Here is a 25,729-nt window from a genome sequence, read left to right on the forward strand (position 1 = left end):
TGATGACCGGGAAGAGGGGCATGTACGAGACGATCATCTACGCGGTGGACGAGCGGATCGCCCGCATCACGCTGAACCGCCCCGAGGCTCGAAACTCGCTCAGCGACCAGATGACCGATGAGCTGCTCGACGCGTTCGACCGGGCGAAAACCGACCCCGACGTGCGAGTCATCGTCCTGACGGGCGCGGGCGACCGGGCGTTCTGCGCGGGCGCCGACCTGGGCGGCCTCGGCCGGGCCCAGGCGGACGGCCGCCCCCTGGCCGACGCGTCCGCCATCCGCGAGAGCGCCCCCTTCCGCCTGTTCACGGCCTTCCCCCGGCTCGGCAAGCCGATCATCGCCCGGCTCGCCGGCCACGCCGTCGCCGGCGGCCTCGGCCTCGCCGCCGCCTGCGACCTGGTGATCGCGGCCGACGACGTCAAACTGGCCACCCCCGAAGTCAACGTCGGCCTCTGGCCCATGATGATCATGGCGATCATCAACCGGAACGTCGCCCCGAAGCACGCTTTCAAGCTCTACTACACGGGCGCCCGCGTCACCGCCGCGGAGGCCCGCGACATGGGCCTGGTGACCGAGGTGGTCCCGCGCGCCGACCTGGACACCCGCGTGGACGAGCTGGCGCGCGTCATCGCGTCCAAGAGCCCCCTGGGCCTGAGCCGGGGCCGCGACGCCTTCTTCGCCATCGAAGGCCGCCCGCTGGAAGACCAGGTGGCCCACCTGCTGGGCGAGCTGGTCGCCCTGTCCGCCACCGAGGACGCCAAGGAGGGCATCACGGCCTTCCTGGAGAACCGCACCCCGAACTTCCAGGGCCGCTGACCATCCGGCCGAGGGGACTCCCGTCCCCGCCGATGCGTGGTGGCTGGCGCGCGCCGGTGAGCGCCCGCGTCCGGTTCGGCCGCAACCGGCCCCGGCGAACGATCTTGCCTTGGCCGCTGCGTTTCCCCGAGACTGGACGCCGGTCCCCGGAGCCCCCTGAGGAGAAGAACGAGCGTGCCCTCCAAGCTCTTCGGTCTCCGCACCGTCGCGGGACGGGTCCGGGCCCTGACCGCCCTCGCGCTGCTGGCCCTCGCCGTGCTGCTCACCGTGACGGCCGTGGGGGCCGGGGACGCGCGGGAGGGGCTGCGCGCGCTCGGGCACCGGGAAGGGCCCATGGTGGTGGCCACCAGCGACATGTACCTCGCGCTCAGCGACATGGACGCGCAGGTCACCAACGTGCTGCTGACCGGCGGCGAGGACGGCTGGCTGTGCGACCCCGACGAGCGGGACTGCGAGCGCAGCGGCGAGCGCCACGCGTACGACATCCGCCGTGAGGACGCCCAGCGGGCCGCGCTGCAGGCGGCGCTGCTGGCGCGGGACGACCCCGAGCGGCTGCGGACCGTCCAGTCGGTGCTCGACGGGCTGCACGCCTACGACCAGCACGTCCGGGCGGCGATGGAGTCCGGGCGGCGACGGGGCGGCCCCGCGGCGGCGCTGCCGGACGAGGGCGTCCAGCGGTACCGGGCGGCGACCGGCCTGATGACGCGGAACCTGCTGCCGAAGGCGTACAACCTGACGCTGGACGGCGCGGCGGACGTCGACGACGCCTACCGGGACGAGCACGCGGCCGTCCGCGCGGGCTGGTTCCGCGTGCTGGGCGCCGGCATCGCGCTGCTGGCGGCGCTCGGAGCCCTGCAGGTGTACCTGGCCCGGCGGTTCCGGCGCCTGCTCAGCCTGCCGCTGGCCGCCGCGCTGGCCGGTGCGCTGGTGCTGACGGTGGCGGGCGCGTCGCTGCTGGCCACCGAGGCGGACCACATGCGGGCGGCCAAGGCCTCCGGTTTTGACCCGGTCCTCACCCTCACCCGCGCCCGCGCCATCGGCAAGGGGCTGGACACCGACCGGGCCCGCCAGCTTCTGGATCCCGCCCAAGCCGACCGCTATGACCAGATGTACCTGGAGAAGTCCCAGACGATCCTCTACATCGAGGGCGCGACCAGCCTGGCCGCCTACTACCGCGAACTGGACGCGCGGGTGGCCCGCGTGAGCCGGGACGGCGGGGCCGTGACCTTCGGCGGCTTCTACGGCACCCGGGCGCGCCTCGCCGCAGCGGACGCCGGCGCGCTGCTCGCCGGCTACCGCGAGTACCAGGACCACGACCGGGCCGTCCGGTCACTGGCGGAGAGCGGCCGGCGGGTCGCCGCGGTCCGCGCCCATCTGGACCCGCGCTGGGCGCCCCTGCCGCACCCGGCCTTCCGGGCGCACGACCAGGAGCTCGACGCCCGGATCAGCCATCACGACTTCCTCCGCGCCCGCAGCGTGGCGAACGGCGACCGGGCCCTGGACCCGTGGACCTGGCTGGCGCCGGCCGCCGCGCTGGCCATCGCGGCCCTCATCGCGGCCGGGGTGTGGCCGCGCCTGTCGGAGTACCGCTGAGACCGAGAGACGGGAGCCGCCCGTGCACGCCGCCCGCAGCACGCTCACCCTCGCCGCCACGGCCGTCCTGGCCGTCCTGGCCGTGCTGGTCCTGGGGGTGACCGTGGTGTCGGCGCCGCTGGTGGACGGCGCCGACGCGCCGCCGTCCGTCACCGGCCGGGACTCCCTGGTGATCGGGGTCAAGGACGACCAGCCCGGCCTGTCCCTCCGCACCGGGGACGACTCGCTGAAGGGCTTCGACATCGACGTCGCGACCTACGTCGCCGGGAAACTCGGCGTCCCGCCGGAGAACGTGACCTTCCGCCCGCTGTCGTCGGACGAGCGGGAGAGCGCCCTGCGCGGGGGCACCGTCGACATGGTGATCGCGACCTACTCGATCACCCCCGAGCGCAAGGACAAGGTCACGTTCGCCGGCCCCTACTACGTCGCGCATCAGGACATCCTCGTCCGGCAGGGGGAGAGGGCCGTGCGGAACGTGCGCGACCTGCGGGGCAAGAGGCTCTGCCAGGTCTCCGGGTCCACCTCGTGGCGCCGGGTCACCGAGGAGCGCAAGGTCCCCGCCGCGCTCGTCCCGGCGCGTTCCTACGGCGAGTGCGTCTCGGCGCTGGCCGACGGGCGCCTGGACGCCGTGTCCACCGACGACCTGATCCTCGCCGGGTTCGCGGCCACCGCCGGCTCCGGCGTCACCGTGGTCAACGCCCCCTTCTCGGACGAGCGGTACGGCATCGGCCTCCCCAAGGGCGACCTGGAGGGCTGCCGTGCCGTCAACCGGATCCTGACCGGCATGTACCAGAACGGCGCCGCCGAGACCCTCCTCGACCAGTGGTTCGCCACCTCGGGCCTCAACATCACCGTCACCGTCCCCCAGTTCGAGGGCTGCGGCTGACTGCGCGGAAAAGCCCCCTCCGGGGAGGGTGCTTGCTTGCCGGGGGGCGGCTACCGGTCGAGTTCGCCGGTCTTGATGCGGCTGAGTAGCCCGGCCACGGCGTCCCGTCCGAACCGGAGGACGGGGCCGTCCGGGTCCGTGCTGTCCCGGACTCCCCAAGCGGTTTCAAGGTCGGCCATCTCGACGCACTGTCCGCCCTCCTGGGTGCTGTGGCTGCTCTTACGCCAAGTGGCGCGTCTCACGTCTTTCACAAGCCCTCCATCACCTCGCGGATCAGAGCTTCCGAGGCCGTGTCGGTCAAGGCGACGTTGCTGATCATGTCCCACAGCCGCCGGATCTGCTCAACTCTTGAGCTTAGTTCGATCACGTGCCCATTGCCGCCGGCCCCCTCCACATAGGCGAGGTCGGCATTGTCTTTGCTGCTCAAGAGGGTGAAGCCGCTCGCGGGGTAGACGGGTGAATTGAGCGGCGCGATCAGAATGCTGATGTTGGGCTCCTGGCGTAGTTCCAAGAGTCGGTTGAGCTGGTCCTTCGTTATGTCTCTCGTGCCCACCACGTTTCTGATCGCACTCTCCATGAGCAGGACGACGACCCACGGCGGGTCCTTCCTCGCGAGCACATCTTGGCGGGCCATGCGGCTTGCTACAGCCCTGTCCAGATCATGAGCGAGCTGCCCCGGACGGAGGACTTCGCGTGCGTAGTCCTCCGTCTGCAGAAGACCGGAGACGACGAGGTGATCATAAACGCGCACCGCGTTGGCGGTGCTTTCGAGCTCGGCGTAGGGGCGGAAGAAGACTGGGATGCCCTCCTTGGCGGCGAGGGGCTGGAGCTCTTGGAAGGTCTCGTCCGTGCCGAAGTGGGCGTCGAGGAGTTCGGCGAGCTGGGGGGACGGGGCCTGGGCGGCGGTCTCGACCTTGGAGATCGTGTCGTGGGAGTAGCCGACCGTCTCCGCGAGCTTGGCTTGAGAAAGTCCGGCTTTGTCCCGAAACTTGCGGAGCTTTGCCCCGAAAAGCGCCGCTGCCGACTCGGTCGGGTCGAGTCGCTTCCGATTCACCATGAGTCGTCCTCCGGAAGTATCGAGTTGGGTAAAGCTCGTCCCACTTCCGACGATAACCAGGAGCTCCCACGATGTGTAGCGGATTGCACACAACGGGCAATGGGAGTGGTGAATGGAATGATCTTCGGGCGCGGTCGGCGAAGGGTTGAGTTCGACAAAACGGACTGTTCGGTTCGAGTGGAAAGGACGACGGCCGGGCCGCGGGCTCTGCGGCGGGGGTTTCTGGCCGTGCCGGAGGTCGTCCAGCAGGGGCGGCTGATCGTCGAGTCGCAGGCGCTGCAGTGGGGGCTGGCGGAGGAGACGGTGGAGAGTGCCGTGCTCGTCGCCTCTGAGCTGCTGACCAACGCGGTGAAGGCCACACCGCACCGGCCGGTGTCGCTGCGGATGGCGCTGGACGGCGACGGGCTCCGGCTGGAGGTCTGGGACACGTCGCCCGTCAGGCCGAAGGGGGCCACACCAGACCTTTCCATGCCGGAAAGGCCCGTCCCCGATGACGCTCTAGACCCCGGTGGGTGGGGGCTTGGGATTGTGGAATTCCTGTCCGAGGAACAGGGGGTCAGGGCGGAGTTCGACGGCAAGAGCGTTTGGGCGGTGCTGAAAGTGGAGTTCCGTGCGCCGGCATGAGGTGGACTTTGCCTCGCCCTGGGAAGAGGGCCCGGTGTGGGGGAGTGGTTCACTCGGGAGATCGCGGACGCCGGGCGGCTCCGGCTGTTCTGTTTCCTTGTGGCGTTCATAGCCGGGTTCCTGTTCATCCGGTTCAGCGTCCGGATGATCCGGCGGCAGGTGCGGTGGTGGCCCGGGAACGTCACGCCGGGCGGACATCACATCCACCACGTGGTGTTCGGGCTGGTGTTCATGTGCGTGGGGGGTGTGGGCGGGCTCGCCGTCGAGGACGGCACGTCCGGGTGGGCGGCGGCCACCGCCGGGGTGTTCGGGGTCGGGGCGGCGCTGGTGCTGGACGAGTTCGCGCTCGTACTGCACCTGGAGGACGTCTACTGGAGCGAGCAGGGCCGGGTGTCGGTCGAGGTCGTGTTCATCACGATCGCGCTGTGCGGGTTGTTGCTGCTGGGCCTGCGGCCGCTCGGGCTGGACGACGTGGCCGGGGACGGTTTGTGGGCGGTCGCGGCCGTCCTGGTGTTCGACATGCTCGTGGCCTTGGTGGCCCTGCTCAAGGGCAAAGTCTGGACGGGGCTCATCGGGCTGTTCATCGGCCTGGTCGCGGTGGTCGGCGCCGTCCGGCTGGCCCGGCCCGACTCGCCCTGGGCGCGGCGCAGATATCGGCCGGGGTCTCGAAAGGAGCGGCGGGCCCTGAAGCGTGAGCGCCGGTACCGGCGGCCCGTGCAGCGGCTCGGCGACTGGCTGGGCGACCTGGTCGCCGGACGTCCGTCCATCAGTGCGAGTACTGGCGGGGCGGACGAGGACGAATCCCGTCCCGGAAGGACTCGACGATCGAGCTGATCTGGCGGATGACCCGGGTGTCCTCAAGGCGGTCCAGGTAGAGGGAGCGGCGGGCCAGGCCGTCCAGGTCCACGGCGAAGTACGGTGGACGGGAGGCCGTGGAGGTCGAGCCACCGCGGCTCAGATTGATCGAGGTTTTTCGCCGGGACGCGAACTCTCGCAGGGGGTGTGGACGTCTGATTATGTGGTGGCCGTGGTCATCGGGGGACTACGGCCACCACCAAGTCCTGCGGCCACGGGTCAGTACGGAGACGGGCCGCCGAACATCTCGCTGAGCCGCGGGGCCAGGTCGAAGTCGCCGCGCAGTTCCAGGTCGCCGTCCATGAGAAGGGTCGCCGGGTTGGCGTCGCCGGCGAGAATCCGCAGGAAATCCGCCGTTTTCACGATGAGCGCCAGCGACGGGTCACTGGCCGGCCCGGGGTGGGCGCGGGCCCGGTTCTCGCCGATGACGAGCGTCCAGGTGGTGCGGGTCAGCTGGAACTCCAGTTCGCCCGTGAAACCGCCCGCCGCGGACGGATCGAAGGCGCGCGCCATTCCGGCGAAGAACAGGCGCTGGGCGCTGGGACCGAAACGGCGTTCGATCTGTTCGTCCGTCCGGCCATGGACGAGATTGTAGAAACCCTGCCTGAACCTTCTCCGGCCCGCCGCACGGACCTCCACTCCAAGCGGACGGCGCGAACGGCTCGCGCGGGCGACTTCCGCGTCCTCGTCGATGCGGTAACCGGACGGCGCCTTCCGCGCGGGGTCGCGGCGGGCGAGGGCGGCCTCGACGGCGGGGGCGAGCCGTTCCGCCTTGGCGGCCTCGCGCTCCTCACGCCCTTCGGTGAAATGCGGCAGGACGGCCGTCCCGAACAATTCGAGCGACTCGCAGATGTGCTCGTGCTTGTTCGGTCCCGACTGCAGCACGAACGAGATCTGGTCGACGCCCACCGATTCGTAGCGCTGGATCAGGTCGATGACCTGCGCGGGCGTCCCGACGGCGCCGCGCAGGGACCCGACGTTGACGTTGAGCGTCTCCGCGTTCGCGATGATCTGCTCGCGCGAGAATCCCCGGGACTCCCGGCGCTCCTGGAACTCCTCCCACACGTTCGTGCGTCCCGGATCGTGCGGTGTCGGCCCGTAGTAGTGCGCCAGCGCGAACGCGAAGAAATGCGCCCCGTCGATGCCCCGGTCGATCGCGGTCGCCTCGTCCTCGTGCAGCATCATGGGCAGGACGACGGTCACGTTCGGATTCACCGCGAAGCCCGCCGGGACGCATTCGTCGGACGCGATGATGCGGTAGTACTCGTCCACCCACTTCCCGGCGTCCTCGGGCTCCACGAAGGAGAACGACAGCGCCCCGATGCCGTTGCGCGCCGCGAACTGGATGGTCTCCCGCCGCGAACAGGCCACCCACAGTGGCGGATGCGGCTTCTGCACGGTCTTCGGCAGCACGTTCCGGGGCGGCATCCGGAGGTATTCCGACGACCATCCGGCGAAAGGCTCCTCGACGAACATCCTGGTGATGGCGTCGACGGCGTCCTGCCACTGGCCCCGCTTCTCGGCGCGCCGCACCCCGAACCCGCCGAGCTCGGCGCTCGAACTCGACTCGCCCGTCCCGAAGTCGACCCGCCCGTTCGAGACGAGATCGAGCGTCGCGATGCGCTCCGCGACGCGCGCCGGATGGTTGACCGCCGGGGGCAGCTGGACGATCCCGTGCCCGAGCCGAATCCGCTTCGTCCGCTGCGACGCGGCGGCGAGAAAGACCTCCGGCGCCGACGAATGCGAGTACTCCTCCAGGAAGTGGTGCTCCACTGCCCAGACGCAGTCGAACCCCACCCGGTCGGCGATCTCCGCCTGGTCGAGCGCGTCCTGGTAGAGCCTCAGCTCCTGCCCGTCACTCCACGGCCGAGGCAGCTGATGCTCGTAGAAGAGCCCGAAGCGCACGGCAGCACCTCCCTTGGCGTTGACCAGGAATGACCGCCCGGCTACCCGGCCCTGTCCGGTCAGCCTCTCCCGAATTGGACGCACCGTCAACGGCTCTGCGCGGCCCCGGCCCATTGGCAGGGCCGCCTCGCTTCCCCTGCGACCAAGCGCTCGCTTGACGGGGGCGGCGGCGCCCGGCAGCGTGGGCGCGGACGACGTTGCGGGAGGAGCTCCATGGCGCCGCTGGACGGGTTGCGGGTGCTCGATCTGACGATGTGGCGGCCCGGGCCGTACGCCACGCAGCTGCTCGCGCAGCTCGGCGCGGACGTGATCAAGGTCGAGCCGCCCGGCGGGGAGCCGATGCGGATGTTCCGCGACCATTTCGACGTCCTCAACCGGCACAAGCGCAGCATGGTGCTCGACTTGAAGTCGGAGGACGGGCTGGCGGCGCTCAAGGGGCTCGCCGAGGACGCCGAGGTGTTCGTCGAAGGGTTCAGGCCCGGCGTCGCCGAGCGTCTGGGGGTGGGGCATGCGGTGCTGCGGGGGCTCAACCCGCGGCTCGTGTACTGCTCCATCTCCGGATACGGGGCGGAAGGGCCGCTTCGGGACGTCCCCGGGCACGACATCAACTACCGGGCGTACGCCGCCGCGCTCCCGCCCGATGCGGTCTCCCCGGAGGCCGACGAACTGCCCATCGCGGACATGTCGGCCGCCACGATGGCCGCGTTCGCGATCACCGCTGCCGTGCTCAAGGCGCGTGCCGGCGGCGTCGGCGACCGGATCGACCTCGGCATGGCGGACGTCCTGGCGCACTGGGTCGGCACCGTCCCGGAGGCGACCATGCGGTCGGGCGCCGGGCCCGTCCCCGGCTACGGCGTCTACACCACGAAGGACGGCCGGAAGATCACGCTCGGTGTCGTGTCGGAGGAGAGGCTGTGGGCCGCGACCTGCCGGGCGCTGGGCATCGGGGAGCACGCCGATGTCCCCTTCGCGGAGCGGCTCGGGCGGATCGGCGAGCTGGACGGGGCCGTGACCGCCGCCGTGGCGAAGCTCACGCGGGCGGAGGCGATCGAGCGGCTGACCGCGGCCGGCGCCCCCGTCGCGCCCTTGCTGTCGCACGCGGAGATGATCGCTCTCGACCACTTCCAGCAGCGCGGAATCCAGAATGAGGGGCCCGTCCGGACGACCGTCCACCCACCGCTGCGGGGCGGGGCGGTCGCCGGGCTGGACGAGCACCGGGGCCAGGGTTGGCATCTCACGGGCTGAAATTCAGGTGGGATTGTCGTACCCGTTTGGCATGCTTGTGGGGTGAACGTGCGTGCGATGAGTCCCGTGCTGGTCGGCAGGGCGGCGGAGCTGCGGGAGCTGCGGGAGGCCCTGGCCGCCGCGCCCGGGGCCGTGCTCGTCGGCGGCGACGCGGGGCTCGGCAAGACACGCCTGGTCAGGGAGTTCGCCCGGACCGCCGACGCGACCGTCCTCGTCGGGGGCTGCCTGGAGCTGGGCTCCGACGGCCTGCCGTTCGCGCCGTTCACGACCGTCCTGCGCGGCCTGGTGCGCGACATCGGCATCGAGGGGGTCGCGGGGCTCGTCCCGCGCGGCGACACCGGCGGCCTCGCCCGGCTCCTGCCGGAGTTCGGGGAGCCGGAGTCGGACGCGGCCTCGGGGGAGGAGCGCGCCCGGCTGTTCGAGGTCGTCCTGACGCTGCTGGAGCGGCTGGCCGAGAAGGGCCCGGTCGTGCTGGTCATCGAGGACGCCCACTGGGCCGACCGGTCCACCCGCGACCTGCTGGCCTTCCTGGTGCGCAACCTCGGCGCGGGCCCGGTCCTCATCGTCCTGACGTACCGGACGGACGAGCTGCACCGCACCCACCCGCTGCGGCAGCTGCTCGCCGGGCTGGAACGGCTCGACCGGGTGCGCCGGACGGAGCTCGGCAAGCTGAGCCGCGCCGGCGTGTCCGCCCTCGTCACCGAGCTGCTCGGGCAGAGCCCGCCGCCCGGCCTCGTCGAGCGGATCGAGGCCCGCAGCGAGGGCAACCCGCTGTTCATCGAGGCGCTGCTGTGCGACGACGGCGGGCTGGTGTGCGAGCTGCCCGAGTCGCTGCGCGACCTGCTGCTCGCCGGCGTGCAGCGGCTCCCGGAAGAGACGCAGGACGTCCTGCGGGACGCGAGCGGCGGCAGTACCCGCATCGAGCACGCGCTGCTCGCGGCCGTGTCCGGGCTCGACGACGCCGCGCTGACCCGCGTCCTGCGGCCCGCCGTCGCCGCGAACGTGCTCGTCGTGGACGGCGACGGCTACGCGTTCCGGCATGCGCTGATCCGCGAGGCCGTCCACGACGACCTGCTGCCGGGCGAGCACACGCGGCTCCACACCCGCTATGCCGAGACCCTGGAGAAGGACCCCTCGCTCGTCCCCGCCGGGCGGCTGTGGGTCGAGCTGAGCTACCACTGGAAGCAGGCCCACAACAGCACGTGGGCGCTGGTCGCGTCCTGGCGTGCCGCGGGGGAGGCGCGCAAAGCGCTCGCCTACGCCGAATGCCTGGCGATGCTCGAACGCGTCCTCCAGCTGTGGGACCGCGTGCCGGACGCGGCGGAGCGCATCGGCGCCGACTACGTCAAGGTCCTCATGGGCGCGGCGACCGCCGCCGACCTGGCCGGCGAGTTCGACCGCGGCATCAAGCTCGTCACCGCCGCGCTCAAGGAGGTCGACGCCGCCGACGGGGAGCGCGACACCGAGCGCCGGGCGATGCTGCTGGAGCAGCGCGGCCGCATGCGGTACCAGATGGCGCGCCCCGGCTTCGTCGAGGACCTGCGCGAGGCGGTGCGGGCGCTGCCCGCCGACCCGCCGTCCGTGCTGCGCGCGCGGGCCCTGTCGACGCTCGGCAACTACGTGCGCATCACCACCGACATCGCCGAGGCGCGCGCGGTGGGGCAGGAGTCCCTGTCGATCGCGCGCAGGCTCGGCGACCCCGTCGCCGAGGCCGAGGCGCTCATCACGCTGTTCTGCGCCGACACCGACTACGGGTACGACGACGACATAGCCGAGGTCGAGGCGGCCGCCGACCGCGCCGGCAACCACCCGGTGCTGCTCCGCTACTACGTGATCAAGTCGCATTTCCTGGAGGGCGCCGGACGGCACGCCGAGGCCGCCGCCGTCGCCGCGCGCGGCAAGGAACTGGCCCGCGAGTACGGGGTGGCGCGCACCCAGGGCACGTTCCTGAGCATCAACCAGGCCGAACCGCTGGTCTCGCTCGGCCAGTGGGACGAGGCCATGGCCGTGATGAACCACGCCCTCGAGCAGGACCCGGCCATCACCACCCGGACCTCGCTGCTCGTCCTGACCGGCTGGGTGGGGCTGGCGCGCGGCGACCTGGCGACCGCGAAGGAGCGGCTCGGCATGTCCCGCGAGATCAAGAAGCTGAAGATGAAGTGGCTGAAGACGCAGGACTACTTCAGCACGCTGTGGCTGGAGGCGAACATCGCGCTGGCCGAGGGGCGTCCCGGTGCCGCGCTGGACGCGGTGCGGCCCGTCCTCGACCACGGCGGCCTGCCGGACGACGCCCGCTACGCGTGGCCGGCGCTGATCGCGGGCGCCGAGGCGTGCGCGGAACTGGGCGACGCCGCCGCCGGCGACCTGCGGAAGATCGAGGAGCGCGCCGCCGGGCTCCGCTCCAGCGGGGCGCTCCAGCGCGCGCACTGCCTGACGTTCGCCGCCGAGCTGGCCCGCGCCCGCGGCGTCCTCGACCCGGCCGCCTGGGAGGAGGCCGCCGCCGCGTGGGAGGGGCTCGGCAACCCGTACCACCGGGCCCGCGCGCTGCTCCGGCTGGCCGAGGCGACGCTGGCGGGCGGTGACCACGACGCGGCGGCGGCCACGCTGAGCACCGCCGCCGCCCTCGCCGGCGAGCTGGGCGCCCGGCCGCTCGCCGAGCGGATCGCCGGCCTGCTGCGCCGCACCCGGGCGCCGCGCCGCAGCGACGCGTCCGCGCCGCTCGGGCTGACGCCCCGCGAGTTCGAGGTGCTGCGCCTGGTCGCCGAGGGACGCAGCAACCGCGACATCGCCGAGGCGCTGTTCATCTCGGTGAAGACGGCCAGCGTCCACGTGTCGAACATCCTCGGGAAGCTGGACGTGGCGAGCCGCGGCGAGGCCGCCGCCACCGCCCACCGGCTCGCTCTGTTCGCCACCGCGAAGGCACGGGCGGCCACTCCGACGACGCCGGTGTGATTCGGCGGCGGGGGACCTCCCCTCCCGGATCCCCCGCCCCGAACCGTCGGACCACACGGGAACTTCGTGGCCGGCCGTCCGGGGCGCGTCCCGCGGAAGCAGATGGTGCTTCTCCGTCCGGAGAGGCGGTCCGCGACCAGTCCGGCCACTGCCCAGTGTCGTGCTCGCGACGCCACGGAGGGGCGCGAGACATACCGTTCGCGGCCAAAGAAAAAAGCGACGGCGGCGGGCCGTGTTCCGTGACCCACCACCGTCGCCTTCGCGCGGCTCAGCGCGGGACGCGCGCCACGCAGAACACCGTCTGCCCGAACGGGGGCCGGACGACGCGCTCGATGGTGCGGGTCAGCGGCACGACCGTCCGGTCGTAGATCTTGACGAGCTTCGGGTCGGGGTAGCCGGCGCCGCCGCGGCGGACCGCGAACCACCAGGCGATGCCGCCGAGGAAGTTGATCGGCTTCAGCACCTCGGGGACGAGCCCCGCCTCCCGGACGGACGCCTCCAGCGTCTTCGGCGTGTACCGGGTGACGTGCCCGACCTTGCGGTCGAAGTCGCCGTAGAGCTGCATGTAGCCGGGCACCCAGACGACGATGCGGCCGCCGGGCTCGGTGACGGCGGCGAGGTCGCGCAGCGCCTGCACATCGTCCTTGATGTGCTCCAGGACGTTCATCATCACGACCGTGTCGACCTTCTGCCGGATCTTGATGTCGGCCGGCAGGGCCAGGTCGATGACCTCGACGTCGTCGTTGCCGTCGTAGCGCTCGCGCAGCTCGCCGACGCAGTACGGGTCGTTGTCGCTGACGACGAGGTAGTCGAGGCGTCCGGCGAACTGCTCGGAGAAGTGCCCGAGGCCGGAGCCGACCTCCAGCATCGACCGGCCCACGTGCGGGGCGACGGTCTCGTACTCGTACTTGCGGTAGTTGCGGGCCTCGTCCCCGCCCAGGTGGTTCTCCAGCGCGCCCTCTCCGGCGGCCGGCTGGACCACGTCCCCGCCCGGTGCGGGCCCGGCGGCCGGTGCGGCCTTCTTCGGGCCGCTGCCGAGGAGGTTGAGGAGGGTGCCTGCGATGGACTTCTTCTGACCAGGTGACTGCATACTTCCCGCTCGCTGGGTGCGTTGGCGTTCGGCTTCTCGTTCGCCGGATCGAAGACCTGGCCCGCTCGGGGCGCGTCCGATCTCAGGCGCGAAGGTCGGGTCAGTCTATCCATGCGTGCGCGCCGGACCGCCCGCGGTGACCGCGCCGGGGCCCGCTGAGCGGCGTGTCGCCTGGTCAGCCGAGCGTGCGGTGCACGGACTCCGCCTCGCTCGGCCCCGGCTCGGACGGCGCGATCCACGGCCCCGGGATGGACGGGTCGAGGACGCCCTCCTCCACCCAGGCGAAGTCGCCGGCGAGGACGGCCCGCGCCAGCTTCACGTCCATCGCGTCGGTGTTGCGCCACAGCCCGTCGAACAACTCCTCGACGCGGACGCGCGACTGCCGGCAGAACGCGTCGGCCAGCAGCAGGGCCGACTTGCCGGGCGCCCCGCCGCCGAGGCTCCCCGCCGCCGAGGCGTCGGCGTGGGCGCGGACGCACACCGCGCTCATCGCGTACAGCTCGGCGCCGATGTCGACCATCCGGCCGAGGAACCCCTGCCGGCGCTCCAGGCCGCCCTGCCAGCGCCCGGCCGCGTAGAAGATCGACCGGGCGAGCTTGCGGGACGCCCGCTCGACGTACCGCAGATGCCTGGCGAGCGGCCCGAACTCGGCGTAGGAGCTCGGCCGCTGCCCGGCGCCGGTGACGAGCGTCGGCAGCCAGCGCGCGTAGAACCCGCCCGCCTTCGCCGCGGCCCGCGCCTTCTGCCCGGTGGACGCGTCCGGGTCGATGATGTCGCCGGCCACCGACAGGTGCGCGTCGACCGCCTCCCGCGCGATCAGCAGGTGCATGATCTCGGTGGAGCCCTCGAAGATCCGGTTGATGCGCAGGTCGCGCACCACCTGCTCCACGGGGACGCCGCGCTCGCCGCGCGCCGCGAGGGACTCGGCCGTCTCGTAGCCGCGCCCGCCGCGCACCTGCATCAGCTCGTCCGCGACCCGGCACGCCATCTCCGACGACCACAGCTTCGCGAGGGCCGCCTCGATCCGGATGTCGTTGCGCTCGTCGTCGGCGAGCTGGCTGGACAGGTCGAGCATCGCCTCCATCGCGTACGCGGTCGCCGCGATGAACGCGATCTTGCGGGACACGGCCTCGTGCTCGCCGACGGGCCGGCCCCACTGCACCCGCTCCTTCGACCACTCGCGCGCGATCTTGGCGGCCCACTTGCCGCTCGCCGCGCACATCGCGGGCAGCGACAGCCGCCCGGTGTTCAGCGTGGTGAGCGCGATCTTCAGGCCCGCGCCCTCCGCGCCGATCAGGTTCTTCCCCGGCACCCGGACGTCGTGGAACCGCGTCACGCCGTTCTCGATGCCGCGCAGCCCCATGAACGCGTTGCGGTTCTCGACCGTGATGCCCGGCGTGCTCATGTCCACGATGAACGCCGAGATCCCGCCGCGGTGCCCGTCCGACTTCGGGACGCGCGCCATCACGACGACGAGGTCGGCGATGACGCCGTTGGTCGTCCACAGCTTGACGCCGTTGAGGACGTAGCCGTCGCCGTCCGGGACGGCGGTGGCGCGCAGCCGGGCCGGGTCCGAGCCGACGTCGGGCTCGGTCAGCAGGAACGCGCTGACCTGCTTCGCGCAGCGCGGCAGCCACTCGTCCTTCTGCTCCCGCGTGCCGAACTGCTTGACAGGCTGCGGGACGCCGATGGACTGGTGCGCCGACAGCAGCGCGCCGAGCGCCGGCGACACCGACCCGGCGACCATCAGCGCGCGGCCGTAGTAGAGCTGGCTGAGCCCGAGACCGCCGTACTTCTCCGGGATCTTCATGCCGAGCGCGCCGAGGTCGCGCAGCCCGGTGATGACGTCGTCCGGGATGCGCGACTCGCGCTCGATGAGGGCCCCGTCCACCCGGGTCGCGCAGAACTCGGTCAGCCGGGCGAGGAACGCCTCGCCCTTGCGCCGGGGCTCGCCTTCCGGCCGCGGATGCGGGTGGATCAGGTCGAGCCGGAAATCGCCGAGGAAGAGCTGCTTGCCGAAGCTCGGCAGCCGCCACTCGGTCTCGCGTGCCTCTTCGGCGACCTTCCGGGCCGTCCGCTCGTCGACGTGCGTCTGGGTCTGCTGGCTCATGCTGGTCGCATTTCCCGTGGCCGGATCGGGAAACCCCGCCCGCGCGGTGCCGGGAAGTGCTCCAATGGACGAACCGCCGCCGAAGCCCTGACCCGACCGGCCCGGAGGGTTCCCCGCACGTCATGGGTGAGTCACGCAAACCCACTCTCATCGCCTCGGTGCAGCGAGCCCTGCACCTCATGGAGGCGGTGGCGGCGCATCCGAACGGTGCGCCCGCCAAGCAGCTCGCCCGCGAGGCGAAGCTGCCACTCGCCACCACGTACCACCTGCTGCGCACCCTCGCGCACGAGGGCTACGCGACCCGGTTGCCGGACGGTTTCTGGGTCCTCGGCGAGCGCGTCGAGACTCTGCACGGGCAGAGCCGGACGCAGCAGCTCCTGGCCCGGCTGCGCCCCACCCTCGTCGAGCTGCGGGACGAGCTGGGCGTCGCGGCCTATTTCGGCATGCACGTGGACGACGAGATCCGCCTCATCGACATCGCCGACGGCCCCCGCGCGCCGCGCGTCGACCTGCGGGTCGGCTTCGAGGACGCCGCGCACGCCACCGCGATGGGCAAGTGCGTGCTGAGCCAGTTCGACGAGGACCGCCGCCGCGACTACCTGTCCCGGCATCCGCTCCTCGACCTGACCCCGCACACCATCACCGAGCCGGGACGGCTGCTCCACTCCCTCGCCTCACCCGCCGCCCTCCGGTTCGACCGCGAGGAGTACGCCCTCGGCACCGGCTGCGCCGCCGTCCCCGTAACGGACGCGACGGGCTCCGTCATCGGCGCCCTCGCCATCTCCTGCCGCCCCGGCAAGCTCCCGAGGATCGAGCGGTCGGCACACCTGCTGCGCGCCACCGCCGACCGCATCCAGCGCGCCCTGACCCTGACCCCCTGACCCTCACCGCGAGATTGTGCCAGCGAACACTGGCGCATTCAAGGATCCTGCTCCATAGTGCTGGCATGAGGCGTTCATTCGTGTTGGCGGCGGCCGTGGGTGCCGCCCTGCTGGCCCTTCCCGTGACCGCGCACGCCGCCGAGGGCGACGTGCACTCCGTGTCCCTGCCCTTCTTCTGGCCGAGGGCCGAACTCGACGACGTCGCCCCGGACGGCGCGGGCGGCGTGTGGATCGGCGGGGGCCAGGGCGCCTACTGCGTGGCGTGGATCGACTACTGCGCCCTCTACAGCGCGGGCAACCCGGTCGTGCGGCGCTGGACGGGCACGTCCTGGAAGGAGTACCCGATCAACGGCTGGACGGGGAACGGGCTCATAGCGCGAGTCGTGTCCGGCGGCGGGCAGACGTGGATCGGGGGCGGCGCGTACGACTCCGGCTACCTCGACCGGCTGTTCGTGTTCGACGGCTCGGCGTTCAAGAAGGTCGACAAGCCGTCCACGTCGGCGGTCAGCATGCTCAGTACGGGACCGGGCGGAACGTGGGTCGCCCAGGCCGCCTACCCCGACGGGACCCAGCCGCGCCTGCTCAAGCGTGAGGGCTCCACCTGGACCGGCCGGGATCTGCCCGACATACGCACCATCGTCAACGATGTGCAGGGCACCAGCGCCTCCGACGTGTGGGCGGTCGGCAGCCGGCCGTCCGAGTCGGGCAGCGGCCCGTGGCGGCCGGTCGTCGCGCACTTCGACGGGACGTCCTGGACGATGGCGCCCACGCCCGCCCTCCCGTCCGACGTGACGAGCATCGGCCAGGTCCTGCCGCTCGGACCGGACGACGTCTGGGCGGTCGCGGGCTACCACCTCGCGCACTGGGACGGCGACGACTGGACGGTGAGCCCGGCGCCGGGCCCCGTCACCGACCTCGCGGCGGACGGCTCGGGAACCCTGTGGGCGGCCACGCCGTACGGCGAGGAAGCCCGGCTCTACCGGCTGAGCGGCGGCGCCTGGCAGGCCGTCGCCGTCCCCGCCGGGACGAGGCTGACCGACATCACCGCCACCGGCTCGTCCACGATCTGGGGCGTGGGACGCGCGAACGACGCGCCGGTGGCGGTGAGCAACTTCTAGGAGAGGCGGCGGCGCGTCCAGGTGAAACAGAGCCCGGACAGGCCGAGGGCGAGGACGGCGAACAGCCCGGTCTCGGCCCACTGCAGCGGCCAGAACCGGCCGGCGGGCTGGTAGACCACCTGCTGCCTGAAGCCGAGCCGCGCGATCTCGGCGAAGCACTCCTCACCGGGCCCGTCCGGGGGGCCCGGGTCCGGGGTTCCCGCCGCCGGCTCGGGCGGCGGGGCCACGGGCGGGGCACACGCTTTCGTCATCAGGGATGCGGGCAGCCGGGCTTCGTGCCCGGACGCGTCGACCGTGTGGTTGGCGAGCGTCCATGACCCGGGTGTCGCGTCCGTCTGCACCGTCATGACCTTGGCGCCCTGGTCCAGGGTCATCTGCGACAGGTTCTCCGAGGTGATCGCCACGGTCCCGCTCTCGGGCGGGATGATGTGGGGGCGGAACCACACCGGCACCGCGACCTGGACGCCGACGAACACGGCGAGGGTGATCGCCATGGCCGGAAGGGTGCGGTGGGTGAGGACGCCGGCCGTGACGCCGAGCACGAAGGCGAAGGCCGCGTACCCGATCGGAACGATGCCGTGCGCGACGAACGCCACGGGCTCCATCCGCGGGAACTGGGAGCCCACGGCCTTGTCCAGCGGACCGGACCACCAGTTCACGGCGCGGACGGTGAGCCCGGCGGCGACCATCGCGGCCAGCCCGATGAGGCCGAGCTTGACGGCCAGCCAGCGGGTCCGCGTGATGCTCTGGTTCCAGACGAGCCGGTGCGTGCCGCTCTCGAGTTCGCGGGCGATGAGCGGCGCGCCCCAGAACAGCCCGATGAGGGCGGGCAGGACCATCACGATCGCGATCAGGGCGCCGTAGTACACCTGGTGGTCGGTGAAGAACCTCCTGGTGAACTGCTCGCAGGCGCGGCCCGTGCCGCAGGACGCGAGCCCGCTGCTGTAGTCGTCGGCCAGGCCGGGCCCGGTGACGGCGAGGGCGACGCCGAGGACCGCGAGAGCGCCGAACACCACCGCGCCCTGGACGCGGAACTGCCGCAACGCCAACCAGATCATCGGATCGCCTCCAGCGTGGGACGGCTCTGAGCCGGGGTCATGTAGGCGAGGACGAGGTCCTCCATGCCGATGCGCCCGACCGTCCAGGCCGGGTCGTGGATCGGGCCGTCCGACTGGACGACGAACGTGCTCTGCCGGTCGGTGTGGCTCTCGGACACGACGCGCTGATCGGCCGGCAGCGTGTCCCGGCGGGGCCCGGTCAGCCGGTGATGGGTCGCGAGCAGCTCGTCGACGTCCCCGGCGACCCGGACGTGCGACTCCACGAGCACGATCAGGTAGTCGCACGTCCGCTCCAGGTCCGACACCAGGTGGGACGACAGGACGACGCTCAGCGAATGCTCGGCGACGGCCTCCATCAGGCCCTGCAGGAACTCGCGCCGGGCCAGCGGGTCGAGCGCCGCGACGGGCTCGTCCAGGATCAGCAGCTCGGGCCGTTTCGCGATGCCCAGCGTGAGGGCCAGCTGGGCGCGCTGCCCGCCGGACAGCTTCCCGGCCTTGTGCCCGAGGCCGAGCCCGAGCCGCCCGACCCGTTCGCGCGCGAGGGCGTCGTCCCACCGCGGGTTGAGCCGGGCGCCGAGCTTCAGGTGGTCGCCGACGCTGAGCCCGGAGTACGTCGGCGTGTCCTGGGCGACGTACCCGACCTTGGCCAGCTGCTCCGGCCCCGCGGCCGGCCGGCCGCCGAGCACCCGGATGGTCCCGGCCGTCGGCGCCATCTGGCCGACCGCCAGGTTCAGCAGCGTGGTCTTCCCCGCCCCGTTCGGCCCGACGAGCCCCACGACCCGCCCGGCCGGAATGTCCAGCGTGCAGTCGGACAGCGCCCACCGCTGCCCGTACCTCTTGCCCAGCCCGCGGGCCTCCAGAACGGCGGTCACGCTATGCCCTCCTCACGGGCGGACCGAAATGTGGTCATGAACAGCGCCTCGATGCTCTCGTCGTCCAGCCCGGCCAGCCGCGCCTTCGCGAGCCAGCGCTCCAGCTCCTTGCGCAGCGGCCCGTGCGAGGCGAGCGACCCGCCGGCCAGCGACCGCGTCACGAACGTCCCGACCCCGGGACGCGGCGCGACGAGCCCCTCGTGCTCCAGCTCCCGGTACGCCTTCAGGACGGTGTTCGGATTGATCGCGAGCTGCGCCACCACGTCCTTGACCGTGGGCAGCTGATCACCGACCCGCAGCAGATCGAGCCGCAGCGCGTGCCGCACCTGCCGGACGAGCTGCATGTACGGCGACACCCCCGACCCGGAGTCCAGATGAAACTCGATCACCCGCCACCTCCATTTAACTAGGATGCTAGTACTTTAGAGGTGTGGTGCTGTCCGCTGTCAATGCGGTGACCCGAAGAGGCAACTCAGCCAACGCGGACGCCGCGAGCGCGAACGTAGGCTCGCTCCTGGCTCAGGGGCGAAGTCCCATTTCAGCGGGCGCACCGGTGTTCGGGCGGGACCTGACCCAGGCGGCGAAGCACTCGGCGGCGTCCACGACCCGGTCGAAACGCAGCGAGTGGAACAGGTCGAAGGCGTGCTGGCCGCCGGGCAGCTCGGCGTACACGACCGGGGCATCGGAGGCGCTGCGCAGGGCACCCGCGAAGCGGCGCGCCTCCCGCACGGGGACGAGCGTGTCGGCGTCGCCGTGCACGATGAGGAACGGTGGCGCGTCGGCGCGGACGTGGGCCAGGGGCGACGAGGCGGACCCTTCGCCGTGCCCGTAGTAGTCGCCGAAGTAGCCGTAGAGGCAGACGGCGGCGGTGATGGCGGTATCGGCCGACTCGAAGCCCGGCTGGTAGGCGGGATCGTTCTGGGTGAGCGCGCACAGCGAGGTCAGGTGGGCCCCCGCCGAACTGCCCGCCATGACCAGCGTGCCGGGGTCGGCGCCGTACTCGTGGCCGTGCTCGCGCGTCCAGGCGATGACCTTCTTGGCGTCGGCCAGGTGGTCGAGGAAACCGGCGTCCGGGCGCAGGCGGTAGTTCGCGCTGACGCAGACCCACCCCTGGCTCGCCAGCCGGTAGAGCAGCGGACGGGCCTCGCGGTTCTTCCGCCCGCTGAAATAGCCGCCGCCGTGGAAGTAGACGAGCGTGGGCCCGCCCTCGGGAGCGAAGCGGTGGCGGTAGACGTCCAGCCGGTTGCGCCGGTCGTCCCCGTACCGGAGGTCGGCGATCCGCTCGACGTCCCGCCGCCGGACGTGCACGCCGAGGAGGATGCGCGCGTACGGGAGGCGGCGGCGCAGCCCGCCGGCCGGTTCGGGAGCCAGCGATGCCCGCCACTCAGGGCCCAGGCCATCGCGCAGGGCGTCCTCCAGCGCTGGCCCGGCCGCCAGTTGCCGCCGGACGACGACCGCCAGCCCCGCAGCGGTCACGAGAGCGAGCGCGAGCACGGCCAGGCCGCCCGGCGACCCGAGATCCCGCTGCGCAGCGGCGAGCAGCGTCGAGGCGAGCAGCAGGAAGAACACCAGGAACGGCAGCTCGTTCGACACCGTGCCGATCCGGAAGCCGACGTCGGCCAGCCTCCGGGGCCTGTGCGGCGGCGCCAGCGCGATCGCCGTGGCACTCGCGGCGAGCACCGTACTGATCAGATAGCCGTAGGGCACGCGTCCTCCTCGCACGACGGGCCTCCAGAGTGGGCCCGGCGGCGTGCCCCCGACATCGGCCGCAAGACTGCCGCGCCTACGACCCGAGTGACCCCACCCCCGACTTTCGTCGGAGACAGAAGTGCGCAGAGCGAGGTCTTCGGCGGCTGGGCCGCCTCGATACGGCTTTGATCGCCCTGGCCGGTCGTCGCCTTGCCCGAGTCAGCGCGGGGGGTGAAGGTTCAGGTTGCCCTGTTTGACGTCGGTCAGGAGTCGGGCGAAATCTTCGGCGGTGAGGGTCAGGTGGCCGATGCCGGGGGCCTTGCTGTCTCTGATGCCGCACCCGTCGGGGAGTGCCGCGAGCTCCACACACTCCTCACCGGACGCGTTGCTGCGGCTGGACTTGCGCCACTCGATCACTGCATGGCCTCCATGATCTGTGCGATGTGGACACGCGAGGCGGACGCGGACAACGCTTCGGAGCCGATGAGGTCGAAGCGCCAATGGAGGTCGTCCAGCCTTGTCGAGTCCTGGGTCAGTCTGCCACCGGTGTTGGCATCCATGTAGGCCGCAGAATCCTTTGTCCCATCGAGGATCGCGAACGAGCCGTCGAGGCCGATGTGCGCGCCGACGCTGCGGCGCACGACGCGCAGGATGATGTTGCGCCGGTGGCTGAGCGTAATGAGGTGGGCGAGCTGCTCCCTCATGACCTCCGGTCCGCCGACAGGCTGGTCGAGGGCCGACTCGTTGATCAGCGCCCGCAGTTCGGGCGGCCTGTCCCGGCTGAGTACCGCTTGCCGGGCCATGCGGGCGTCGACCGTGGCCTCCACGTCCTCGATGATCTGGCCGTCCTCCAGGAGAGCTCGGGCGTAGTCCGGCGTCTGGAGCAATCCGGGGATGATCGCGAGAGCCCAGTAGCAGATGCGGGACGCCTGGGCCTCGATCGGCGTGTACTGGTTCCACCAACCCGGGTCGTGCGTGCGCTCCGCGAGACGGCGAAGTCGGGTGAAATGCCCATATGTACGCCAAACCCTGTCCAAAGTTTCGGCGTGCTTCAAGGGAAGGTTTTCCCGAGCCGATTCCCAGTTCGAAACCTGGGTTTTTGTGACGCCGAGAATCCTGCCCACATCGGTCTGCGTCATATTCCGTTCAACGCGCCATATCCGCAGGTCAGAAGCCAGCCAATGCCAATGATCATGGTCCGGATCAAGATCATTACGGGCGCTCATTCGTGATCCTTTGAGTACAGATTGCGTGGTTGAACGAATTGAACCCTAGCGCGGGCCGTCAGGCTGTGGCCAGGAAACGCGTAAGGAGGGAGCGAGATGCTCGCGTTCAAGCCGGACGTCGAAATGATCAAAGCGGCGCGGGACTATGTCGCGGAGATCGCCGCCGAATGGCCTGTCGACGGATATCACGTGCGGGTGGTGGTATCGGAGCTGGTCACCAACGCGATCCGGCACGCGCGGACCGACGAGATCCGGGTGGACGCCTGCTCGGACGGTGACGTGCACGTGGTGAAGGTCTGGGACGGCGACGGGACGCTTCCGGTATCGCGCTCGCCCGGCCCTGACGCGGTGGGGGGCCGAGGGCTGGTAATCGTCGGCGAACTGGTCTCCCGCTGGGGGGCGTTGCGCGATGGGGCGGGCGGCAAGACGGTCTTCGCCGAATGGGCCGTCCGCCCGCCGAGATCGTCGTCACCGAGACGGCAGCCTCCGGTGAGCCGCGGCAAGCCGGTGATCATCGACGGGTGGGACTTCGGTGCCGGGCAACTCTTGACGCCCGGTGATGTGGCCACCATGTTCCGCGTCGACCCCAAGACCGTCACACGCTGGGCTGACGACGGCAAGCTGGCGTCCATTCGCACGCTCGGCGGCGTCCGCCGGTTCAGCCGTCAGCAGGTCGATCACCTCATGTACGGGGACGGTACGCGGTGACTGACGGGGCGGTGCGGGGCCTGGTGCGGGCGGCCGCCCGGTGGCGACTGGTTCTGGAGGCGCGGACACTGGTCGGCCATGAGGCGGCGGTGCGGCGGCTGGAGGTCCTGCGGGTCGCGTTGCTGCCGCTGGGGTGGCGGTGCGTCGGGCTGTACGACCGGCGGGAGTTCCGCTTCCCGGTGCCGTTGCTGTGGGTGTACGCCAGCGGGCACGCCGACGACATCGGCGCCGTCGTCACGGTGCGGGCGTTGCCGGGCGAGAGGTGGGGGTACTTCGAGGCCGGCGATGGGCGGGACGGGTTCGTCCGTCCCTGCGGTGATGTCAAGGCCGCGGCCGAAGCTCTCGACCTCGTCCTCAAACACCGCTTGTTCGCGCACCGGGAGTGGGGCTGACTGGCAGCTCGGTCGTCGCCTTGCCCGAGTCAGCGCGGCGAGGTTGCCGCAGCTGACTCCTACCATCGGTATGATTGAGTTGTGGACGCCGACCGAACTTCCGTCAAGCCGCCTCCTCGTGCCGCGAAGCGCCGCAAGGCCACGAAGGTCCGTAAGCCCGCGAGTGGTTCCGGTGCGACCGAGAAATTGTCGGCCACCATCCGCCGGGGCCGCAAGGCTGAGATCCGCGAGCAGGCCCGCAAGCTGGGCCTGTCCGATTCTGCCTACGTTGATGAGGCGATCGCGGCCAAACTCCAACTCGACGCCCTCGCCGAGTTCGTTGACGAGATGGAAGATCGGCACGGACCGTTCACTGAGGACGAGATCCAGGCGGCCCTCGCCGCTTGGCCGTCCGCGCAAGATCAGTGAGCACCGTGCGCGGCCGTCGGGCTGCGAGGCTCGGCGGAGTCTTGGTTCTCGACAACGACGCCATCAACAAGGCCGCCAGGGACCGCAACGTTGCGATCTTCTTCGCGGCTGCGCTGCGCAAGCAGGCACGCTTGATTACGTCCAGTGTCGTGCTGACGGAGATCCTGCGCGGCTCGGACCGGGACACGAAACTGAACCATGTGCTGTCCAGCACCAGGACCGTCGTTGAGCCTGTCACCGAGGACCTTGCACGTGCCGCCGGGAAGCTGATCGGTGACGCTGGGTTCGACTCGACGGAGGTTGTTGACGCCTTGGTCGCCGCGACGGCTCACATGTACGCCGATCGTGCGGAGGCGGCAGGGCAACAGCCGGATGTGCTGATCTTGACCGCCGACGCCACCCATCTGCCGGGGTTGGCCGGTGACCGAAAGGGAGTAAGGGTGCAGAACGTGAAGGACATTCGCTCTTCCTGAAACCCGCTTTCACGGCCCGATGGACACTGGTCGTCATGAGGCGGCGGTGCGGCGGCTGGAGGTCCTGCGGGTCGCGTTGCTGCCGCTGGGGTGGCGGTGCGTCGGGCTGTACGACCGGCGGGAGTTCGGGGTACTCAATACCGCCTGTTCGCGCACCGGGAGTGGGGCTGACTGATCGCTTGCAGGTTCGCGGACAGTCCAGCGGGGGATCAGGTCACGTCGACGCCGCAGCTCGCTCTCGTAATCGACCTCGCCGTCCTGACCCGGATGCCCGACACGCAGCGCCTAGGGATCGTCGCCTACGGCCGCTGGACGCGCCAAGCCGTCGCGTCCGTGCCGTGGCGCCGCCCTGAAGACGCACTGCGCTTCCTCGACATCGCCGAAGACGTCGACTGCTCGGTGCGGACCACCGCGTCCGGCAACATCTCCACGTCCATCAAGCCCCTCGACACCACAAAGATCCCCGGCCTGGAGGCCCGCCTCGCCCAGATCGAGGACGTCCCGGAAGCACCGCACGAACCCGCCGCCCCACTGCCGTCCGACCCCTATGCCGTACGTCCCTTCGCCGACTGGAAGCAGACCACCGCACCCGCGCCCGCACTCCAACCCCCGCCCCCGCCTTGGTCTCAGCCCGCCCCTGCGCCCTCCTTCCAGGCGGGGGGCAGGTCGCGGCTTCCGCTGAGCTGGCACCGGGACAGACGCTCGTCCTGCCTGAAGAAGCGCTGCAAGGGTTGCCGATCACGTTCGCGTTCGCCGGGGCGGACGCCGACCTGACGCTGCTCCTGCTCGACGCGTCCGGCAAGGTGCGGGGCGACGAGGACTTCGTCTTCTACCACCAGCCGGCGGCGGCCGGTGGGGCGGCGCGCCTGCTGGGGAAGCAGCCCGAAGGGCAGGTCACGACCGAGCGGGCCGGGCTGCACCTCTCCGCACTGCCGGAGGACGTCCACCGCGTGGCAGTCTCGATCAACATGGACGTCGACACGGGCCTGACCTGCGCCGCCCTCACCCACGCGGCACTGGAGATGCGCTGCATCACCGGCACAACGTGGACGTTCCGCCCACCGCCGGACTCGGCCGTCCGCGCCATGGCGATGGCCGAGTTCTACCGGCACACCGTCAACGGACAACCCGTCTGGAAGCTCCGCGCCCTTGGCCAAGGCTGGGCGGACGGCCTCAGCGGCCTCGCCCGCGACCACGCACCGGTCCGGCAGGTATCCGCCACAACCCAGGTGGTCACGGTCATCCGCGCACGCGACCAGCGCCCGATCACACTGTGAGACCGGCTCAGCCGGGCACCTTCCAGCCCCGCCGGCGACCAGCGGCAGTGCCCCGGTGCTGCGGTTGATCGGATGCTGTCAGGCGGCGTGGGTGTCAGTACCGCGCAGGATGTACTGGTCGTCGCCGAACACCGCGGAGATCTGGATCTGGCCGCCGAGGGCCTGGACGTAGCGGGCGATGGCGTCGACGGTGGAGACCTCGCCGCGTTCGATCTGGGAGACGCGGCTCTTGGTCACGCCCATCTTGTCGGCGACGTCGGTCTGGGACAGGCCGACGGCCTTGCGGCGTTCGGCGAGCCGGTGGCCGTCGATGTAAGCCTGGTTACGCTTGCGGGCCTCGGCAACGGCCTCTTCGCCGCCCGCCGCTGCGACGACGTCGGCGCGGACCTCGCTCCACTTGGGAAAATTCGTCATCGCTGCTCCTCCTCGACCTGGCGTTCCTTCAGATACTCCTCGTACAGGTCTTCAGCGCGGGGGATGGCCTGTTTGTACCAG

27 protein-coding genes and 1 pseudogene are annotated in these 25,729 nt (G+C 71.3%); 16 read left to right on the top strand and 12 right to left on the bottom strand.

The genetic code is table 11. The features are described 5' to 3' along the window. Positions 1–2: 2 nt before the first annotated feature. The 3 genes from AL2_RS33505 (at position 3) to AL2_RS33515 (ending at position 3,294) form a co-directional block, all read left to right on the top strand. The gene (locus AL2_RS33505) at positions 3–815 is read left to right on the top strand and encodes an enoyl-CoA hydratase/isomerase family protein (protein WP_083947167.1); all 813 of its coding nucleotides are present in this window, start codon (positions 3–5) and stop codon (positions 813–815) included. A 174-nt stretch (positions 816–989) separates the two neighbouring features. Further along, positions 990–2,408, top strand: a complete 1,419-nt coding sequence (locus tag AL2_RS33510; RefSeq protein WP_083947168.1) for a GlnX family signal transduction membrane protein — start codon at positions 990–992, stop codon at positions 2,406–2,408. Positions 2,409–2,430: 22 nt separating this feature from the next. After that, entirely contained in the window at positions 2,431–3,294 is an 864-nt protein-coding gene (locus AL2_RS33515; protein ID WP_067640870.1) for a glutamate ABC transporter substrate-binding protein, read from the top strand. A 50-nt stretch (positions 3,295–3,344) separates the two neighbouring features. Here the strand turns inward: AL2_RS33515 and AL2_RS33520 are convergent, their stop codons facing one another. Further along, a complete protein-coding gene (locus tag AL2_RS33520; RefSeq protein ID WP_312032891.1) occupies positions 3,345–3,536 on the bottom strand; it encodes a DUF397 domain-containing protein in 192 nt (63 codons plus the stop codon). Between the two features lie 5 nt (positions 3,537–3,541). Continuing rightward, positions 3,542–4,351, bottom strand: a complete 810-nt coding sequence (locus AL2_RS33525) for a helix-turn-helix domain-containing protein (RefSeq protein WP_067640874.1) — start codon at positions 4,349–4,351, stop codon at positions 3,542–3,544. Between the two features lie 228 nt (positions 4,352–4,579). Here AL2_RS33525 and AL2_RS33530 point away from each other — a divergent pair, with 228 nt between their 5' ends. Together AL2_RS33530 and AL2_RS33535 are read left to right on the top strand one after the other, a co-directional pair. Beyond that, entirely contained in the window at positions 4,580–4,975 is a 396-nt protein-coding gene (locus AL2_RS33530; RefSeq protein ID WP_168444711.1) for an ATP-binding protein, read from the top strand. A gap of 36 nt (positions 4,976–5,011) precedes the next feature. After that, on the top strand, positions 5,012–5,809 hold the full coding sequence (locus AL2_RS33535; RefSeq protein ID WP_245667105.1) for a hypothetical protein: 798 nt from the start codon (positions 5,012–5,014) through the stop codon (positions 5,807–5,809). A 240-nt stretch (positions 5,810–6,049) separates the two neighbouring features. Here AL2_RS33535 and AL2_RS33540 read toward each other — a convergent pair whose 3' ends face one another. Further along, the gene (locus tag AL2_RS33540) at positions 6,050–7,735 is read right to left on the bottom strand and encodes an LLM class flavin-dependent oxidoreductase (protein WP_067640878.1); all 1,686 of its coding nucleotides are present in this window, start codon (positions 7,733–7,735) and stop codon (positions 6,050–6,052) included. A 213-nt stretch (positions 7,736–7,948) separates the two neighbouring features. Here AL2_RS33540 and AL2_RS33545 point away from each other — a divergent pair, with 213 nt between their 5' ends. After that, positions 7,949–8,980 carry a CaiB/BaiF CoA transferase family protein gene (locus AL2_RS33545; protein ID WP_067640880.1) on the top strand — a complete coding sequence of 344 codons (1,032 nt, stop codon included), beginning with the start codon at positions 7,949–7,951 and terminating at the stop codon, positions 8,978–8,980. Between the two features lie 57 nt (positions 8,981–9,037). Continuing rightward, positions 9,038–11,932, top strand: coding sequence for a helix-turn-helix transcriptional regulator (locus tag AL2_RS39925; RefSeq protein ID WP_067640882.1), 2,895 nt, complete (start codon positions 9,038–9,040; stop codon positions 11,930–11,932). A gap of 268 nt (positions 11,933–12,200) precedes the next feature. Here AL2_RS39925 and AL2_RS33555 read toward each other — a convergent pair whose 3' ends face one another. Together AL2_RS33555 and AL2_RS33560 are read right to left on the bottom strand one after the other, a co-directional pair. After that, on the bottom strand, positions 12,201–13,022 hold the full coding sequence (locus AL2_RS33555; protein WP_083947170.1) for a class I SAM-dependent methyltransferase: 822 nt from the start codon (positions 13,020–13,022) through the stop codon (positions 12,201–12,203). A gap of 175 nt (positions 13,023–13,197) precedes the next feature. After that, complete coding sequence (locus tag AL2_RS33560) at positions 13,198–15,132, bottom strand: acyl-CoA dehydrogenase family protein (protein ID WP_067640884.1); 1,935 nt, start codon at positions 15,130–15,132, stop codon at positions 13,198–13,200. Between the two features lie 122 nt (positions 15,133–15,254). Here AL2_RS33560 and AL2_RS33565 point away from each other — a divergent pair, with 122 nt between their 5' ends. Together AL2_RS33565 and AL2_RS33570 are read left to right on the top strand one after the other, a co-directional pair. Continuing rightward, positions 15,255–16,013 (top strand): IclR family transcriptional regulator, encoded by a 759-nt coding sequence (locus tag AL2_RS33565; protein WP_067640886.1) that lies wholly within the window; start codon positions 15,255–15,257, stop codon positions 16,011–16,013. A 65-nt stretch (positions 16,014–16,078) separates the two neighbouring features. After that, complete coding sequence (locus AL2_RS33570) at positions 16,079–17,131, top strand: hypothetical protein (protein WP_157438531.1); 1,053 nt, start codon at positions 16,079–16,081, stop codon at positions 17,129–17,131. Here the strand turns inward: AL2_RS33570 and AL2_RS33575 are convergent. The 6 genes from AL2_RS33575 to AL2_RS33600 form a co-directional block, all read right to left on the bottom strand. Beyond that, the gene (locus tag AL2_RS33575; protein WP_067640890.1) at positions 17,128–18,189 is read right to left on the bottom strand and encodes an ABC-2 membrane transporter-related protein; all 1,062 of its coding nucleotides are present in this window, start codon (positions 18,187–18,189) and stop codon (positions 17,128–17,130) included. The two genes, AL2_RS33570 and AL2_RS33575, sit on opposite strands and share 4 nt — an antisense overlap. Beyond that, positions 18,186–19,061 (bottom strand): ABC transporter ATP-binding protein, encoded by an 876-nt coding sequence (locus AL2_RS33580; RefSeq protein WP_067640892.1) that lies wholly within the window; start codon positions 19,059–19,061, stop codon positions 18,186–18,188. The genes AL2_RS33575 and AL2_RS33580 overlap by 4 nt, the downstream gene beginning before the upstream one ends. Then, complete coding sequence (locus tag AL2_RS33585) at positions 19,058–19,450, bottom strand: GntR family transcriptional regulator (protein ID WP_067640894.1); 393 nt, start codon at positions 19,448–19,450, stop codon at positions 19,058–19,060. The genes AL2_RS33580 and AL2_RS33585 overlap by 4 nt, the downstream gene beginning before the upstream one ends. Before the next feature lie 130 nt (positions 19,451–19,580). Continuing rightward, the gene (locus AL2_RS33590; RefSeq protein WP_067640896.1) at positions 19,581–20,768 is read right to left on the bottom strand and encodes an alpha/beta hydrolase; all 1,188 of its coding nucleotides are present in this window, start codon (positions 20,766–20,768) and stop codon (positions 19,581–19,583) included. A gap of 201 nt (positions 20,769–20,969) precedes the next feature. Next, the gene (locus tag AL2_RS33595; protein WP_067640898.1) at positions 20,970–21,167 is read right to left on the bottom strand and encodes a DUF397 domain-containing protein; all 198 of its coding nucleotides are present in this window, start codon (positions 21,165–21,167) and stop codon (positions 20,970–20,972) included. Then, positions 21,164–21,976: a helix-turn-helix domain-containing protein gene (locus AL2_RS33600; protein ID WP_083947171.1), complete on the bottom strand. Its 813-nt coding sequence runs from the start codon at positions 21,974–21,976 to the stop codon at positions 21,164–21,166. Before AL2_RS33600 ends, AL2_RS33595 begins: the two co-directional genes overlap by 4 nt. Before the next feature lie 96 nt (positions 21,977–22,072). Between AL2_RS33600 and AL2_RS39600 the strand changes: the two are divergent. The 7 genes and pseudogenes from AL2_RS39600 to AL2_RS38225 all read left to right on the top strand — a co-directional run. Next, positions 22,073–22,402, top strand: a pseudogene (locus AL2_RS39600) (ATP-binding protein); the annotation flags it as partial. A gap of 87 nt (positions 22,403–22,489) precedes the next feature. Next, the gene (locus AL2_RS39605) at positions 22,490–22,684 is read left to right on the top strand and encodes a BldC family transcriptional regulator (RefSeq protein ID WP_281181648.1); all 195 of its coding nucleotides are present in this window, start codon (positions 22,490–22,492) and stop codon (positions 22,682–22,684) included. After that, entirely contained in the window at positions 22,681–23,076 is a 396-nt protein-coding gene (locus AL2_RS33610; RefSeq protein WP_067640904.1) for a hypothetical protein, read from the top strand. The genes AL2_RS39605 and AL2_RS33610 overlap by 4 nt, the downstream gene beginning before the upstream one ends. An 81-nt stretch (positions 23,077–23,157) precedes the next feature. Beyond that, a complete protein-coding gene (locus AL2_RS33615) occupies positions 23,158–23,484 on the top strand; it encodes a hypothetical protein (RefSeq protein WP_157438532.1) in 327 nt (108 codons plus the stop codon). Positions 23,485–23,525: 41 nt separating this feature from the next. Continuing rightward, on the top strand, positions 23,526–23,957 hold the full coding sequence (locus AL2_RS33620) for a PIN domain-containing protein (protein ID WP_168444712.1): 432 nt from the start codon (positions 23,526–23,528) through the stop codon (positions 23,955–23,957). Positions 23,958–24,224: 267 nt separating this feature from the next. After that, positions 24,225–24,731, top strand: coding sequence for a hypothetical protein (locus tag AL2_RS38220; RefSeq protein ID WP_168444713.1), 507 nt, complete (start codon positions 24,225–24,227; stop codon positions 24,729–24,731). Further along, complete coding sequence (locus AL2_RS38225) at positions 24,689–25,234, top strand: TerD family protein (protein ID WP_067640910.1); 546 nt, start codon at positions 24,689–24,691, stop codon at positions 25,232–25,234. Before AL2_RS38220 ends, AL2_RS38225 begins: the two co-directional genes overlap by 43 nt. Positions 25,235–25,312: 78 nt before the next feature. Here the strand turns inward: AL2_RS38225 and AL2_RS33630 are convergent, their stop codons facing one another. Beyond that, the gene (locus AL2_RS33630; RefSeq protein WP_067640912.1) at positions 25,313–25,648 is read right to left on the bottom strand and encodes a helix-turn-helix domain-containing protein; all 336 of its coding nucleotides are present in this window, start codon (positions 25,646–25,648) and stop codon (positions 25,313–25,315) included. Positions 25,649–25,729: the final 81 nt, after the last annotated feature.

Source organism: Actinomadura latina NBRC 106108 (genome assembly GCF_001552195.1).
Classification (GTDB): Bacteria; Actinomycetota; Actinomycetes; order Streptosporangiales; family Streptosporangiaceae; genus Spirillospora; species Spirillospora latina.

What these genes read in the sequence shown, in the direction of transcription:
- AL2_RS33545 (WP_067640880.1), top strand. Translation starts at nt 7,949, where the DNA reads ATGGCGCCGCTGGACGGGTTGCGGGTGCTCGATCTGACGATGTGGCGG.
- AL2_RS33560 (WP_067640884.1), bottom strand. Translation starts at nt 15,132, where the DNA reads ATGAGCCAGCAGACCCAGACGCACGTCGACGAGCGGACGGCCCGGAAG.
- AL2_RS33555 (WP_083947170.1), bottom strand. Translation starts at nt 13,022, where the DNA reads ATGCAGTCACCTGGTCAGAAGAAGTCCATCGCAGGCACCCTCCTCAAC.
- AL2_RS33600 (WP_083947171.1), bottom strand. Translation starts at nt 21,976, where the DNA reads ATGAGCGCCCGTAATGATCTTGATCCGGACCATGATCATTGGCATTGG.
- AL2_RS33565 (WP_067640886.1), top strand. Translation starts at nt 15,255, where the DNA reads ATGGGTGAGTCACGCAAACCCACTCTCATCGCCTCGGTGCAGCGAGCC.
- AL2_RS39925 (WP_067640882.1), top strand. Translation starts at nt 9,038, where the DNA reads ATGAGTCCCGTGCTGGTCGGCAGGGCGGCGGAGCTGCGGGAGCTGCGG.
- AL2_RS33630 (WP_067640912.1), bottom strand. Translation starts at nt 25,648, where the DNA reads ATGACGAATTTTCCCAAGTGGAGCGAGGTCCGCGCCGACGTCGTCGCA.
- AL2_RS33505 (WP_083947167.1), top strand. Translation starts at nt 3, where the DNA reads ATGACCGGGAAGAGGGGCATGTACGAGACGATCATCTACGCGGTGGAC.
- AL2_RS33570 (WP_157438531.1), top strand. Translation starts at nt 16,079, where the DNA reads ATGAGGCGTTCATTCGTGTTGGCGGCGGCCGTGGGTGCCGCCCTGCTG.
- AL2_RS33575 (WP_067640890.1), bottom strand. Translation starts at nt 18,189, where the DNA reads ATGATCTGGTTGGCGTTGCGGCAGTTCCGCGTCCAGGGCGCGGTGGTG.
- AL2_RS38220 (WP_168444713.1), top strand. Translation starts at nt 24,225, where the DNA reads ATGCCCGACACGCAGCGCCTAGGGATCGTCGCCTACGGCCGCTGGACG.
- AL2_RS33525 (WP_067640874.1), bottom strand. Translation starts at nt 4,351, where the DNA reads ATGGTGAATCGGAAGCGACTCGACCCGACCGAGTCGGCAGCGGCGCTT.